The organism is Candidatus Symbiopectobacterium endolongispinus (genome assembly GCF_018777385.1).
In the GTDB taxonomy this organism is placed as follows: Bacteria; Pseudomonadota; Gammaproteobacteria; order Enterobacterales; family Enterobacteriaceae; genus Symbiopectobacterium; species Symbiopectobacterium endolongispinus.
Genome location: NZ_JAFJYB010000004.1, coordinates 69,821 through 84,054 on the forward strand (window position 1 = coordinate 69,821; position 14,234 = coordinate 84,054).

Annotated in this window: 10 protein-coding genes, 1 other RNA gene and 5 pseudogenes; 6 read left to right on the plus strand and 10 right to left on the minus strand. The window is 54.3% G+C overall.

The genetic code is table 11. The annotated features are described in order from the left end of the window. Positions 1-43: 43 nt before the first annotated feature. Positions 44-1,233, plus strand: a pseudogene (locus JZM30_RS15610) (L-talarate/galactarate dehydratase). Between the two features lie 134 nt (positions 1,234-1,367). Here the strand turns inward: JZM30_RS15610 and fre are convergent. Next, positions 1,368-2,069, minus strand: a complete 702-nt coding sequence (gene fre, locus JZM30_RS15615; protein ID WP_252319772.1) for an NAD(P)H-flavin reductase — start codon at positions 2,067-2,069, stop codon at positions 1,368-1,370. A 54-nt stretch (positions 2,070-2,123) separates the two neighbouring features. Next, positions 2,124-3,611, minus strand: coding sequence for a 4-hydroxy-3-polyprenylbenzoate decarboxylase (ubiD, locus tag JZM30_RS15620; protein ID WP_252319774.1), 1,488 nt, complete (start codon positions 3,609-3,611; stop codon positions 2,124-2,126). A 147-nt stretch (positions 3,612-3,758) separates the two neighbouring features. Between ubiD and rfaH the strand changes: the two genes are divergently transcribed. After that, on the plus strand, positions 3,759-4,247 hold the full coding sequence (rfaH, locus tag JZM30_RS15625) for a transcription/translation regulatory transformer protein RfaH (RefSeq protein WP_252319776.1): 489 nt from the start codon (positions 3,759-3,761) through the stop codon (positions 4,245-4,247). An 81-nt stretch (positions 4,248-4,328) separates the two neighbouring features. Here rfaH and hemB read toward each other — a convergent pair whose 3' ends face one another. From hemB to rsmI, 4 genes are all read right to left on the minus strand, one after another. Next, positions 4,329-5,351, minus strand: a complete 1,023-nt coding sequence (hemB, locus tag JZM30_RS15630) for a porphobilinogen synthase (protein WP_252319778.1) — start codon at positions 5,349-5,351, stop codon at positions 4,329-4,331. A gap of 15 nt (positions 5,352-5,366) precedes the next feature. Then, the gene (gene tatD / locus JZM30_RS15635; protein ID WP_252319780.1) at positions 5,367-6,149 is read right to left on the minus strand and encodes a 3'-5' ssDNA/RNA exonuclease TatD; all 783 of its coding nucleotides are present in this window, start codon (positions 6,147-6,149) and stop codon (positions 5,367-5,369) included. 103 nt (positions 6,150-6,252) lie between these two features. Next, positions 6,253-6,630: RNase P RNA component class A (gene rnpB / locus JZM30_RS15640), an RNA gene on the minus strand. Positions 6,631-6,649: 19 nt separating this feature from the next. Further along, positions 6,650-7,543: a 16S rRNA (cytidine(1402)-2'-O)-methyltransferase gene (gene rsmI / locus JZM30_RS15645; RefSeq protein WP_252319782.1), complete on the minus strand. Its 894-nt coding sequence runs from the start codon at positions 7,541-7,543 to the stop codon at positions 6,650-6,652. A gap of 62 nt (positions 7,544-7,605) precedes the next feature. Between rsmI and JZM30_RS15650 the strand changes: the two are divergent. The 4 genes and pseudogenes from JZM30_RS15650 (at position 7,606) to dolP (ending at position 11,199) form a co-directional block, all read left to right on the plus strand. Continuing rightward, a pseudogene (locus JZM30_RS15650) lies at positions 7,606-9,594 on the plus strand (penicillin-binding protein activator). After that, the gene (locus tag JZM30_RS15655) at positions 9,591-9,944 is read left to right on the plus strand and encodes a YraN family protein (RefSeq protein WP_252320581.1); all 354 of its coding nucleotides are present in this window, start codon (positions 9,591-9,593) and stop codon (positions 9,942-9,944) included. Before JZM30_RS15650 ends, JZM30_RS15655 begins: the two are co-directional and overlap by 4 nt. 80 nt (positions 9,945-10,024) lie before the next feature. Then, the gene (diaA, locus tag JZM30_RS15660) at positions 10,025-10,615 is read left to right on the plus strand and encodes a DnaA initiator-associating protein DiaA (protein ID WP_252319784.1); all 591 of its coding nucleotides are present in this window, start codon (positions 10,025-10,027) and stop codon (positions 10,613-10,615) included. 11 nt (positions 10,616-10,626) lie between these two features. Beyond that, the gene (gene dolP, locus JZM30_RS15665) at positions 10,627-11,199 is read left to right on the plus strand and encodes a division/outer membrane stress-associated lipid-binding lipoprotein (protein WP_252319786.1); all 573 of its coding nucleotides are present in this window, start codon (positions 10,627-10,629) and stop codon (positions 11,197-11,199) included. 61 nt (positions 11,200-11,260) lie between these two features. On the opposite strand, the gene JZM30_RS24045 is transcribed toward dolP, so the two are convergent. The 4 genes and pseudogenes from JZM30_RS24045 to elbB all read right to left on the minus strand — a co-directional run bounded on the left by JZM30_RS24045 (position 11,261) and on the right by elbB (position 14,005). Beyond that, positions 11,261-11,443, minus strand: a complete 183-nt coding sequence (locus tag JZM30_RS24045; protein ID WP_308167177.1) for a hypothetical protein — start codon at positions 11,441-11,443, stop codon at positions 11,261-11,263. 108 nt (positions 11,444-11,551) lie between these two features. Further along, positions 11,552-12,574, minus strand: a pseudogene (locus JZM30_RS15670) (alginate lyase family protein). A 55-nt stretch (positions 12,575-12,629) separates the two neighbouring features. Continuing rightward, positions 12,630-13,326, minus strand: a pseudogene (gene mtgA / locus JZM30_RS15675) (monofunctional biosynthetic peptidoglycan transglycosylase). A gap of 26 nt (positions 13,327-13,352) precedes the next feature. Then, a pseudogene (gene elbB / locus JZM30_RS15680) lies at positions 13,353-14,005 on the minus strand (isoprenoid biosynthesis glyoxalase ElbB). Positions 14,006-14,234: the final 229 nt, after the last annotated feature.

Below are 14,234 nucleotides of genomic sequence, written 5' to 3' on the forward strand. Positions count from 1 at the left end.
ATCTAAAAATGTTAGCGCAATCATTTTATTTCAGGATGCCATCATGACCCTACGTGCCAATTCAGATGCCGTAAGCTACGCCAAAACTGCACACTCCCCGACAGCAGCAGCAGAGAGCGGGGATCGTATTGAACAAGTGAAGATCTCCTTAGCCTTTTTACCACTGGCAACGCCAGTGAGTGACGCCAAGGTATTGACGGGACGACAAAAGCCATTGACGGAAGTCGCGATCATATTCGCTGAAATCCGCACGCTGGATGGCTTTGAGGGCGTAGGGTTCAGCTACTCCAAACGCGCGCGTGGTCAGGGTATTTATGCACACGCCAAAGAGATTGCCAATAATCTGCTCGGCGAAGACCCTAACGATATCGACAAGATTTATACCAAACTGCAGTGGGCTGGTGCTTCCGTCGGGCGCAGCGGTATGGCAGTACAAGCAATTTCCCCGATTGATATTGCGCTGTGGGACATGAAGGCCAAACGCGCCAAATTACCGCTGGCCAAGCTACTGGGCGCCCACCGCGACTCGGTGCAATGCTATAATACCTCCGGCGGTTTCCTGCATACGCCGCTCTAGCAAGTGCTGAAAAATGTGGTGATTTCACGCGAGAATGGCATTGGCGGCATTAAAATCAAAGTCGGCCAACCAAATACCGCAGAAGATATTCGCCGCCTTACCGCTGTGCGCCAAGCGTTGGGCGATGATTTCCCGTTAATGGTCGATACAAACCAGCAATGGGATCGTGAAACCGCTATCCGTATGGGCAGAAAAATGGAGGCATTCAATCTGGTTTGGATTGAAGAACCGCTGGATGCCTATGATGTCGAAGGCCATGCGGCGCTGGCTACTGCGCTGGATACCCCGATTGCTACCGGCGAAATGCTGACCAGCTTCCGGGAACACGGGCAACTGATCCTCGGCAACGCCTGCGATTTCGTTCAGCCAGACGCTCCGCGCGTTGGCGGCGTGACGCCGTTTTGAAAATAATGGATCTGGCGGCCAAACACGGTAAGAAACTGGCACCGCATTTCGCGATGGAAGTGCACCTGCACCTCGCCGCAGCCTACCCCATAGAACCCTGGCTGGAACACTTTGAATGGCTGAACCCGCTGTTTAACGAACAGCTGGAACTGCGTGATGGGCGGATGTGGGTCTCTGACCGTCCTGGATTGGGCTTCACCATCAGCGAGCAGGCGCGGCGCTGGACGGTGCAAACCTGTGAATTAAAGTAATCGGTAGCGCATCCCGTTGCGGCTCGTGCGGGTCTGCCTGGTCACAACGTAAGATGCTTTGGTGCGCCTTTAGCACACGTGCTGTTTCCATCCGTTGATGAACTCCATCGGAAACAGCACGTTTTTTAAGGCACTCAAATGAAGGAGAAGGCGTCGCTGTAGAGGTGGTCAATCAACGCACCACGCTCGTTACAGAAGCGCTCGCGGGCAATTTTTGCCATTTCAAAGCGCCCTGCAATGTAGATATCATGACCTGACAGTGTGCCGTAATCCTGCAATACCGCGCTGAGCACCGTACCCGTTCTGCCGCGCCACTCCTGTTCCGGCTGCTCAACCACAGGGATAACCTGCAAGTTCGCGTGTTGGCTCGCCAGAGCCTGTAGTTCGGTCAAATCATACAGATGCTTGATCTCCCGCCCCCCCCAGTAGATCGCTATCTCGCGCTCGGGTTGATGTGCCAGCACCGTCAGTAGGATAGAACGTGCATAAGAGAACCCCGTGCCGCCGGCAATCAGGATCAGCGGACGATCGCTCTCTTCGCGCAACCAGGCCTCACCGTGGGGGATATCCACCGTCAGCGCGCGCTCTTTCAGAATACGATCCATCACCGCCATCGCATACAAGTTCAGCTCTGAGGCACCCACGTGCAGCTCGATAAACTGCTGTTCCATAGGCGTTGATGCCATTGAGAACGGGCGCTTATCACGCTCATCCATTACCACCATCAAATACTGACCGGCACGGAAAGAGAAAGGGGCTTCCGGCAACAAACGTACCCGATAAACCGTATCCGTTATCGCCTCTACGGATGTCACTTTACAGCTCAATGTTGTCATGCATTCCCTCTAAGGGTGATAAAAGCAAAACGAGTAACAGCGGCACACCATACATCAAGCACGCGGCGGGCTGTCGTTAAAAATGGCAAGCTCATCCCATATGGCATCAATACGGGCACACACATCAGGATCCTTCTTGATGGGATGCCCCCACTCGCGCTGAGTTTCACCGGGCCACTTATTGGTGGCATCCAGTCCCATTTTGGAACCCAGCCCCGACACCGGCGACGCGAAATCCAGATAGTCTATTGGCGTATTTTCCATCAATACCGTATCTCGTGCCGGGTCCATACGGGTGGTAATAGCCCAGATAACGTCTTTCCAGTCACGCGCATTGATGTCGTCATCGCAGACAATGACAAACTTGGTATACATAAACTGGCGCAGGAAAGACCATACGCCCATCATCACCCGTTTGGCATGACCGGCGTACTGTTTTTTCATGGTGACGACTGCCAGACGATAGGAACACCCTTCCGGCGGCAGGTAAAAATCGACAATTTCCGGGAATTGCTTTTGCAAAATCGGCACGAAGACTTCATTCAGCGCCACCCCTAATACGGCAGGTTCATCAGGTGGGCGTCCGGTATAGGTGGAGTGGTAAATGGCGTCCTGACGCTGCGTCACATGCGTAACGGTAAACACCGGGAAGTTATCCACCTCATTGTAATAGCCGGTGTGATCGCCATACGGCCCTTCCGCCGCCATTTCTCCTGGTTTAATGTACCCTTCCAGCACAATTTCCGCGCTGGCGTGCACTTCCAAATCATTGGAGAGACATTTCACCACTTCGGTTTTATAACCGCGCAGTAGTCCGGCAAAGGCGTATTCGGAAAGCGTATCTGGCACCGGGGTTACTGCACCAAGGATAGTCGCCGGATCGGCACCGAGCGCGACAGAAACCGGGAAGCGTTGACCGGGATTTTCCTGACACCACTCCTGGAAATCCAACGCGCCGCCGCGATGAGATAACCACCGCATGATCAGCTTGTTTTTACCAAGCACCTGCTGGCGATAAATACCGATATTCTGACGCGCCTTGTGCGGCCCGCGAGTAACCGTTAAGCCCCAGGAGATCAAAGGAGCAGCATCTTCCGGCCAGCACTGCATCGCAGGAATACGGGTCAGATCGACGGATTCCCCAGACCAGACCTGCTCCTGACAAGGGGCCGATGACAGCCGTTTGGTGGGCATATTGAGCACCTGACGGAATTTGGGCATGTTTTCCATCAAGTCTCGGAATCCTTTGGGTGGCTCAGGCTCTTTCAAAAAGGCCAGCAGCTTGCCGACATCACGCAGCGCCGTCACGCTATCCTGTTCCATGCCCATTGCCACCCGCTCCGGGGTACCAAACAGGTTGCACAGCACGGGCATGGTATAACCGGTGGGATTTTCAAACAGCAACGCCGGGCCGCCCGCACGCAGCGTTCTGTCGGCAATCTCCGTCATTTCCAAGTGGGGGCTGACAGGGTGGCGAATGCGTTTCAGTTCCCCCTTCTGTTCAAGAAGCGCGAGAAATTCACGTAAATCACGATATTTCATGCTGATTGTCAATGCAGTCTGTTAAAACGACATTATAAGGTTTCTTGCCAATTCTGTCGCTTCTTCATGCCGCTATTTATCTGCACAGGGTTTTGTTATGCTTCCCTGCAATGCTCATCGACTGACAGATCATCGACACAACACATTATGGAAGCCTGGTATTTATTGTATTGCAAGCGTGGGCTGCTGCTGCGCGCCAAGGAACATCTTGAACGCCAGGCCGTTAACTGCCTGAGCCCGATGATCAAAATGGAAAAGATCGTGCGGGGAAAACGCGCGGAAGTCAGCGAGCCACTGTTTCCCAACTACCTGTTTATTGAATTCGATCCCGAACGCATCCATACCACCACGATTGCCGCAACACGGGGCGTCAGCCACTTTATCCGTTTCGGCGCTCTGCCTGCCGTCATCCCCGTGACCGTCATTACCGAACTGACGCAACACCCGGTACAGATTATTCACGATCTACAAACACCGTATCCCGGGGACACCGTGCTGATCACCGAAGGGGTGTTTACCGGGCTACAGGCGATTTACAGTGAACCTGACGGTGAAGCACGCTCCATGCTGCTGCTCAATTTTCTCAACAAGCAGGTGCCGCAAAGCCTCGATAATCGCCAGTTCAAAAAGTTGTAGTCAGGCGTAACCGACAAAATAAACGCCGCCGGTGAGAACACTCACGGGCGGCGAACGGATAGGTCTGAGCGGATAGGACGATTAGCGGGAAAGCTGTTCGTCACGCAGCCATTGTGCGACATGCTTGGCAAAATAGGTCAGCACGCCGTCTGCCCCTGCGCGTTTGAAGCACAGCAGTGACTCCATCACCAGCGGCTGCTCCTGAAGCCAGCCGTTGCGAATGGCCGCCATGTGCATGGCATATTCGCCGGAGACCTGATAGGCAAAGGTCGGCACGCCAAACGTTTCTTTAACACGATGCAGCACATCAAGATAGGGCATCCCGGGTTTCACCATCACTATGTCCGCGCCTTCCTGCAAATCCTGGGCAACTTCCTGTAAGGCTTCATCCCCGTTGGCCGGGTCCATCTGATAGGTTTTTTTGTTACCACCATTCAGATTGCTTGCCGAACCTACCGCATCGCGGAAAGGCTCATAGTAGCAAGACGCATATTTTGCCGAGTAAGCCATGATCTGGGTGTTCACCAGATGCTGCGCTTCCAGCTCGGCGCGTATGGCACCAATGCGCCCATCCATCATGTCGCTTGGTGCAATGATTTCTGCACCCGCTTGTGCATGACACAGCGCCTGACGCACCAGAACGGATTTGGTGATGTCATTGATCACATAGCCATCTTCATCAATAATGCCGTCTTGCCCATGTGTGGTATAAGGATCCAGGGCAACGTCTGCCAGCAACCCCAGCTCCGGCACCGCATCTTTGAGCGTGCGGATCACACGCGGCACCAGCCCTTCGGGGTTATAGGCTTCTTCGGCGTTCAGCGACTTCTTGTCGGTATCGATCACCGGAAACAGTGAGAGCACCGGGATACCCAGCTTGGCGAGTTCTTCCGCCTCTTTCACCAGTAGATCCAGCGTCATGCGGTATACGCCCGGCATCGAAGGCACTTCCTGACGCTGATTTTTGCCTTCCATCACAAAAACAGGATAAATCAGGTCATTGACCGTCAACTGATTTTCAGCAACAAGGCGACGGCTGAAATCATGACGGCGTAAACGGCGCAGGCGACGGCCGGGAAAAGCGCCAGGAAAAACATTGCTCATAATTATTCTCCAGAATCATGGCAGCCGGAAAATCCGGCGTGCGTTTTCATCTACTTTTTGCCCCAACATACTGGCGTCTTCATCGCGCCAGGCAGCAACCTGCTGAACGATATGCGGCAAAAAGCAGGGTTCATTACACCGGGATGCAGGTTTTGGTGATAAATCCCGGGGTAACAAATAGGGCGCGTCTGTTTCCAATAACAGGCGGTCGATGGGAATCTGTTTTAGCAGATGGCGAAGTGCAATTCCGCGTCGCTCATCGCACACCCAACCGGTGATGCCAATCGAAAGCCCAAGACGCAAGCACTCATCCAACTCCTGTTCAGTCCCCGTGAAACAGTGCAGTACCGCTCCCGGCAGCTTATCCAACCAGGGAGAGAGTAGCGCGATAAAACGCTCATGGGCGTCACGGCAATGCAAGAATACGGGTAACACCAGCTCTGCGGCCAACGCTAACTGCGCGGAAAAAGCGTGTTCCTGCTCATCAGGCGTTGAGAAATTGCGATTAAAGTCCAGTCCACACTCGCCCAGCGCTACAACAGCAGGCTGTTGCGCCAACTGCGAAATCCGTTCCGCCACCGCCGTCGACCAACTACTGGCATCATGGGGATGCACACCCGCCGTCGACCAGCAATAGTCTGGGTATTCCTGTGCTAGTGCCAGCGCCTGCTCACTTTCATGCAGGTTGGTTCCGGTGATGAGCATTCCGCTCACCGCAAACGCCTGAGCACGCTCAATGACCAGAGCACGATCGTGAGCAAATTGGCTATTGGTCAGATTGACGCCGATATCAAACATGGACATTCCTGAAGGGTAATGACACTCCCGCTCCGGCGAGCTTGTCCCGAAGGGAAGCAGATGCAGATTGGAGGAAATCCCCGCCGAGGCGGGGTTTTTCAAAAGGTGAAGTCGACCGATAAGCCGGGTTCTGTCGTGGACAGTCATTCATCTAGGCCAGCACTCACGCACTGGCTCAAGCAGCCTACCCGGGTTCAGTACGGGCCGTACCATGTGAACCCCTATTGGCCTTGCTCCGGGTGGAGTTTACCGTGCCGCGAACGGTTACCCGCCGTGCGGTGCGCTCTTACCGCACCTTTTCACCCTTACCTGATCCCACTTGCGTGGGCCATCGGCGGTTTGCTCTCTGTTGCACTGGTCGTAGGTTTTACCCTCCCAGGCGTTACCTGGCACCCTGCCCTATGGAGCCCGGACTTTCCTCCCCTTCACGCGTATCCCCCGAAAGGGACAACCATGAAGCGGCGACTGTCTGGTCAACTTCGGCGCGAATGATAGGCGAATTAGTCTCGATTGTCATCCTCTGCGTCGTCATCCGCCTCATTTTGCGCCAACGCATGGCGATACAGCGCGTTCTTTTTTACGCCGTGGATTTCCGCCGCCAGCGACGCCGCCTTTTTCAACGGCAATTCAGCGCGCAGCAGCGCCAGGGTACGCAGCGCTTCCGCTGACAGCTTGCTCTCATCCGGTTGGAAACCTTTTACAATCAGTACCATCTCACCCTTGCGGCGATTTTCGTCTTCTTGCACCCAGGCCAACAGTTCACCCACCGGGGCCCCCTGAATCGACTCCCAGGTTTTGGTCAGCTCGCGCGCCAGCACCACATAACGCGCTTCCCCCAGTACCGTTGCTATATCGGCCAGGCTGTCAATCAAGCGGTGGGTGGATTCGTAGAAAATCAGCGTGCGTGTCTCTTCAGACAATTGCAGTAAACGGTCATGACGCGCTTTGGTTTTGGCGGACAGAAACCCTTCGTAACAAAAACGATCCGAAGCAATGCCCGCCGCCGACAGCGCCGTGATCGCCGCGCACGGCCCCGGCAATGGCACCACGCGCACGCCCGCTTCACGACAGCGGAGCACCAGATGGTAACCGGGATCGTTAATCAGCGGCGTCCCCGCATCAGACACCAGCGCAATGGATTGTCCTTGTTGAAGCTTGGCCAGCAGATGATCGGCCTTTTGCTGTTCGTTGTGATCGTGCAGTGCAAATAAGCGCGCACTGATGGCAAAATGTTGCAATAACAGGCCGGTATGGCGCGTATCCTCTGCGGCAACCACATCCACCTCGCGCAGTACGCTCAGCGCACGTTCTGTGATGTCGCCCAGATTGCCAATCGGTGTTGGCACAATGTAAAGCGTGGGTGCAGAAATGTCTGCTTGTTGTTCATGATTCATTGTTTCATCCGGGTTGCCGATTTAATATTGAGCATCTTTATAAAAAAACCACTGGATACAGTATGCTTCCCAATCATTTCGTCCGTTCGCAAACAGGGTGTATCGCGTCTGTGTTATTCGCGGCGCTGCTTCTTGCGGGATGTCCAGGCCAGGCGCCACAGCCGCCTTCACCTGATGTTCAAGGTCAGGCCGGAGCTTCCTCTTACTACTACCTGCAACAAATGGAGCAAAGCCGAGATAATAACAAGGCTGGCTGGCAATTACTTGCGATTCGTGCCCTGATTCAGGAAGGAAAGTTCCCTCAGGCAACCGAACAGTTCAACGCATTGCCTACGCAGTTGGCACAACCGCAACAGCGTGAGCAGCAACTGCTAAAAGCGGAAATTGCCGCCGCCAACAACGACAGCAACGGCACAACCGCCGCACTGCAAGGGCTGGACGTCAGTGCACTCTCCGCGGATCAACAAGCACGTTACTATCAGGCGCAGATCAACGCACATAAAGGCCAGCCTTCTGCTGACTTTCTGCTGCTGACTTTCTGCGTGCCTATATCGCCCAAGAACCGCAGCTCAAAGGTGATGAGCATCAAAAAAATATCGATCAGACCTGGGTTGCTCTGACACAGATGTCTGCGCAGGCAGCCAATAGTGTGCTGATCAACGCCAATGAGAACGTGCTGGCCGGATGGATGGATTTGCTCACCACCAACCAGAACAACCGCGAGTCGAGCGACCAGTTGAAAGCCGCGCTGAGCGACTGGCAAACGCGCTATCCGCGCCACCCAGCGGCACAAACGCTGCCAACGCCGCTGGCATCAGGCCAAACCGCCTTGCCGGTAGCCGGTGGTGGTATCGGCAGTAGTATCGCCCTGCGCTGCCGCTCAACGGTCAGGCACAGGTGTTCGCCAATGCCATCCAACTGGGCTTTAATGCGGCGAAAAGCGGTCAGGCCAGCATGGCGTACAGCGCCCCTGCCGAGACGGCCTACGCAGCAACAGACAACGTAACGGTAACGTCAATCAGTGCCCCGTATGCCACGCCAGCCAGCGTGTCACCGGCTCCTGAAGCCGCCAGTGGCATGTCTGTAAAAGTCTACGACACCACGTCGCAGCCCGTAGCTAATCTGGTCGCACAAGCGCAGAAGGATGGCGCATCACTGATTGTTGTACCATTGCTGAAAAACGACGTTGAGCAACTCACCAGTCAGCAAACCACCGTGAACATTCTGGCGCTCAATCAGCCCGAGCATGTGCAACCCCCACCAACATGTGCTTTTTCGCCCTGTCACCGGAAGATGAAGCGCGCGACGCGGCGCAATTTATTCACCGCCAAGGCAAACAACAGCCGCTGCTGCTGGTGCCACGCGGCGCGTTGGGCGATCGCGTGATTAATGCCTTTACCCAAGCTTGGCAAAGTCAGGGCGGTAATACGCTGCTGCAACAACGCTTTGGTAATACGGCAAAGCTGAAACAGACCATCAACAGCGGTGCTGAGTTGAGTCTGAACGGTCAGCCAGTCAATGTGATGTCCTCAGCGGCACAGCCAGGCACGACCATCGGCGGGTTAACCATCCCTGCACAGATTGAACCCACCGTCAGTACCAGCGGCAGCGGCAATGTCGATGCGGTTTACATTCTGGCGACGCCGGATGAATTGGCGTTGATTAAACCGATGATCGATATGCGCACCACCTCGCAATCACGCCCGGCATTATATGCCAGTTCGCGTAGTTTCCAGGCCGGGTTGGGGCCAGATTTCCGTCTTGAAATGGAAGGCCTTCAGTTCAGTGAGATCCCCTTGCTGGCAGGCAGCAACCCGGCGCTGATGCAACAAGTGGCTAGCCAGTTCAAGAATGACTACTCACTGGTGCGTCTCTATGCCATGGGGATGGATGCCTGGGCGTTGGCGAACCACTTTGCCGATTTACGTCAGTCGTCCAGCCAGCAAATTACTGGCGCAACGGGCACGTTAACGGCCAGCGCAGATTGCGTTATCAACCGCCAATTAACCTGGCTGCAATATCGCCAGGGCCAGTTGGTGCCCGTTCCCTGAATCGGCGAGCGACAGGCACGCACTATGAGCAGCACGCCCGGCGCTATCTGGAGCACCACGCCGGGCTGACGTTCGTTGCCGCCAACGTAAATTGTCGCGGCGGTGAGCTGGATTTGATTATGCGGGATGGACACACCTGGGTCTTTGTTGAGGTACGTTACCGCAAAAATGCGCAATTTGGTTCGGCAGCGGAGAGTGTGACGCCCCGCAAGCAACAGCGGTTATTGCATGCTGCTGCGCTGTGGCTGGCGCAACGACAGCAGAGTTTTGACACGACAAGCTACCGGTTCGATATACTAGCGATTACCGGCGAACACCATGATTGGTTGCCAAACGCCTTTGGCGCGTAAACACCGCATCTGGACGGTGTCGTTGTCAGAGAAAAGATCGCATTGCTCAATGGATCGCTTGGAAAATAGGTTAATGCACCGTGCTGGATAGAATAAAAGTCTGTTTTACCGAAAGTATTCAAACACAAATCGCCGCAGCGGAAGCCCTACCCGATGCGATCGCCAGAGCAGCCACTGCGCTGGTGCACTCATTACTCAACGGTAACAAAATCCTGTGCTGTGGCAATGGGACTTCCGCCGCTAACGCACAGCATTTTGCCGCCAGCATGATCAACCAATTCGAAGCGGAGCGCCCCAGTTTACCGGCGATTGCACTAAATGCGGATAATGTGGTCTTAACCGCGATAGCAAACGATCGTCTGCATGAAGAAGTGTACGCAAAACAGGTGCGTGCATTAGGGCAAGCGGGCGATATTTTGCTGGCGATCTCCACCCGAGGCAACAGCCGAGATATTGTGGAAGCCGTGGAAGCCGCGGTGACGCGTGATATGACGATTGTCGCGCTGACCGGTTACGATGGCGGGGAACTGGCCGGTCTGCTTGACCCGCAGGATGTTGAAATACGTATACCTTCACATCGCAGTGCGCGTGTGCAGGAGATGCACATGCTGACCGTTAATTGCCTGTGCGATTTGATTGATAATTCCCTTTTCCCACACCAGAACGATTAAGGAGCACCACCATGAGGATATGTTCTGCATTTGCCGTGCTGTCTGTCGCCCTGTTGCTGCAAGGTTGTATTGGCGTCGCTGCCGTTGGCGGTGCTGTTGCCACCAAGACTGTAACCGACCCACGCACGGTAGGCACGCAGGTGGATGATGGTACATTGGAAGTCCGTGTCTCTAACGCTATCAGCAAAGATCAGCAGTTATCCAAAGATGCACGCATCGTAGCAACAGCCTATCAGGGTAAGGTGTTACTGACCGGTCAGGCCCCCACCACCGACCTGGCCAGCCGGGCGAAACAGGTAGCCATGGGTGTAGATGGTGCGACGGAAGTCTATAACGAGATCCGCAAAGGCACCCCGGTATCTATGGGCACCGCTTCCATGGATACCTGGATCACCACCAAAGTGCGTTCCCAGTTGCTTGCCACCGACACGGTAAAATCATCCAACTTGAAAGTGACGACCGAGAACGGTGAAGTCTTCCTGCTGGGTCTGGTCACTCAGCGCGAAGGGCGTTCCGCTGCTGAAATTGCCAGCAAAGTGAGTGGTGTGAAACACGTGACGACGGCGTTTACCTTCCTGGAATAATCGCACGTCGTAGCAAGAAAAAGGGTGCCTCGGCACCCTTTTTCATTTTCCAGCATCCGAATTACGCGCCAGGCGCACTGGCCAGCGAAGAGAGCAACCAAACGTCGCGGCACGTCTCTTGACCAATTTCGCCGCCAACATCCTGCTTGTCACGGGTCATACCGGACAGGAAGGTGGAAAATCCTGCTTTTTCAATGTGGTTACGGTAACGCGTATTGCCCTTGGCCTCATCTACCCGCAGCATCAGGGGAATTAATCGTGCGCTTTTCTGATCGAACGATTTGTAAGGCCAACGGTTATCTTTGTCCAGATAAGTGGCCAGGAAATTAAAGGCGTTAGCGATACCGCTGCCCTACGGCGTGCGATAACGCCACAGATCTTCGCCTACCTTGTCTGCCAATATCGCCATGTTGGTAATGGCTTGCAGGTTGAAATAGCTGTAGTGGAAGGAACGGGTACGAGAAAGCGCTTCCGGCTGCGCGCCGTCATCCTGAATCTGGTGATTCAGCTCGGTACGCTGTAGCGCGGCCATCGCAGAGACCACATCTTTCTTATCGAGATACCAGGCAATACCGGCCACCTGAGCGGCGTACCAGCTACCGTGGTTGTTCTTCGCTTACGATTCCCGCTTCGCCAGCTTGCTGGTCTGCAACCACCCCAGATAGGCCGTCATCCACTCACGCATCTGCGCATCATCCTCTTTTTTCCATCCTTCGTAGTCACGCAGCATAATCAGCGCATCCACAATGCGAGTGGAGAAGTAGCGTCCATCGAGCACGCCTGCCCCGCGTCCTGGCGCAATGTCTGGCACGCCCTGAGCAAAATCAAGGTTGGGATTCATGCGGGTTTCAGGGTCGATAAACCAGGTTCGAATCAGCGAAATCGCTTTATCGGCATAGGTGGCGTTATCGGAGAAGTACCAGGCTAACGTCAGCTTGTACACCTGATCGGTAAAATCTTCCAAGCGAACGCCGTCGATGTCATCACTCTTGCTGACATGGTTTATAACGCCGTCACGGCGTACCCAAGGCAATCCATTAAATTTGTTGCTATCAGGCCACCAGTAGACGCTGAGGCTCATATAATCGTGTTTAGAGCCACTGGGGGGCGTCATCCCCTTTTCCGTCACGCTCAGGTTGGGTTTGTTAAGCGCTTTTTCTGCCTGAACGATCAGTTCGGTGTAAGCGAGTCGCGTTTGCGGTTTCTCAGTGCCCTGCAACAGTTGCTGCTTGACCGTCGTCAGCACCGACTGTTGCAGAAACACGTAAGGATCGTCGTGACGTTCCTGCGCCTGTGCCTGCATGACGACACCGCCAATAACCCACAGCATCGGCGCACACACGCGTGCCAGCCTGTTAAACATCACCACTCGCATAACTTCCCCTTTCAACGATAGTCAAACACACGAACGGCACAGGGCAAGCCAGCCTTCAACGCAGTCCGTTAGTCCGTAAAAACGCTTCGCCCCCTATATGGGACATTTGATGCAATATCCACTACTGGCGTTGGCTCACATAGCGTGACGGTGCATTAACCCGAAAGCGAATCGGGTTCGGCAACACTGCCGCCAACAGCGCTGCTTCACCAGCTGTCAAGCGGCTGGCGGGCTTGTTGAAGAAGTGCTGTGCCGCCTGCTGTACGCCGAAAATCCCCGGTCCGAACTCCACAATATTCAGGTAGACCGTCAAAATCCGCCGTTTGGTCCAGACCAGTTCAACCCCCACTGTGATACCTGCTTCCAGCCCTTTACGCAACCAGCTTCGCCCATCCCACAGAAACAGGTTTTTCACCATTTGCTGCGTGAGCGTCGAGCCACCGCGCACCGTCACGCTCATTGTGCGCCAGCGCAGCCCGGATGGCCGCCATATCAAACCCGGCATGCTCCGGGAATTTCTGATCTTCTGCGGCAATCACCGCCAACGCCATCACGGGCGCAATCTCATCCATTGGCACCCACGTCGAGCGCGCAACGTAAGAAAAATCACCGCTCAGCCAGGCGCTCACCTGCCGCTCCGCCATCACGGCAGAAAACGGAACCGGCAAAAACGCGAATAGAAAAATCCCAGCCAGCCACAGGCCAAGCAACGAGAGGACGCCGCGAATTACCCAGCGTTTTATCCCAGGGATTACACCGCATTTTTTGCCCCACTCTCTCACTCGGCAAAGCCCAAAACACTTTCAACCAGTTTATCGATGCCTTTGGCCGCCTCGCTAATGAAGTTCGCCAGCATTTAAGCCGGTGTCGTCACCACTTTGTGCTGCGCATCGACCACAATATCATCCACCGGGCAAACAATGTGCGTACCACCCATTTCTTCTATACATTCTGCGGTATCGATATCATTTCCAATTATAACTCTCACCGACTCCCCAGCAGTTTTGGCAACAGTGCCGTAGCGATGCAAATAAAACCAATTGGTTTGTTCTGCTTATAAATTTCTTGCGTGAGTAACGCCAATGATTCATCAACCTGGCACGCTGCGCCTTCTGTCGCGAAATCACTAAGATTCTTCGCCGCACCAAAACCGCCGGGAACAATTAATGCGTCCAATTGGCTGGCATCCGCCTGCGACAGTGGCTGGATGTTGCCACGGGTGATACGCGCGGACTCGACTAAAATATTGCGATTCTCACCAGTTACTTCACCCGTCAGATGATTAACCACATGAAATTGCGGCTTATCTGGCGCAAAGCATACCGCCTGAGCCCCCGCACGATCGACGGCAAGCAGCGTCAGCACTGCTTCGTGAATTTCGGCGCCATCATATACGCCGCAACCGCTCAGAACGATGCCGACTCGTTTCATCATATTTTCCTTCATTTCATCAACTAATTGATTTTTTGATTGACAAACACTAATCTATATCACACATTTTAATGATTCTTGTAACAAATGATTTCTGCATTTGCTATTTTGTTGCTTGAGCGGTTCGTCACCTTACGACGTTGCGAATACTCGCACCTGCTAACTGAAACTGCTGATAATTATCAAGCAGGTGCATAGTTTCCCTGGTGTTGGCGCATAATTCGCGCAC

What these genes read in the sequence shown, in the direction of transcription:
- fre (WP_252319772.1), bottom strand. Translation starts at nt 2,069, where the DNA reads ATGACAACATTGAGCTGTAAAGTGACATCCGTAGAGGCGATAACGGAT.
- ubiD (WP_252319774.1), bottom strand. Translation starts at nt 3,611, where the DNA reads ATGAAATATCGTGATTTACGTGAATTTCTCGCGCTTCTTGAACAGAAG.
- rfaH (WP_252319776.1), top strand. Translation starts at nt 3,759, where the DNA reads ATGGAAGCCTGGTATTTATTGTATTGCAAGCGTGGGCTGCTGCTGCGC.
- hemB (WP_252319778.1), bottom strand. Translation starts at nt 5,351, where the DNA reads ATGAGCAATGTTTTTCCTGGCGCTTTTCCCGGCCGTCGCCTGCGCCGT.
- tatD (WP_252319780.1), bottom strand. Translation starts at nt 6,149, where the DNA reads ATGTTTGATATCGGCGTCAATCTGACCAATAGCCAATTTGCTCACGAT.
- rsmI (WP_252319782.1), bottom strand. Translation starts at nt 7,543, where the DNA reads ATGAATCATGAACAACAAGCAGACATTTCTGCACCCACGCTTTACATT.
- dolP (WP_252319786.1), top strand. Translation starts at nt 10,627, where the DNA reads ATGAGGATATGTTCTGCATTTGCCGTGCTGTCTGTCGCCCTGTTGCTG.
- JZM30_RS24045 (WP_308167177.1), bottom strand. Translation starts at nt 11,443, where the DNA reads ATGCTGCGGGTAGATGAGGCCAAGGGCAATACGCGTTACCGTAACCAC.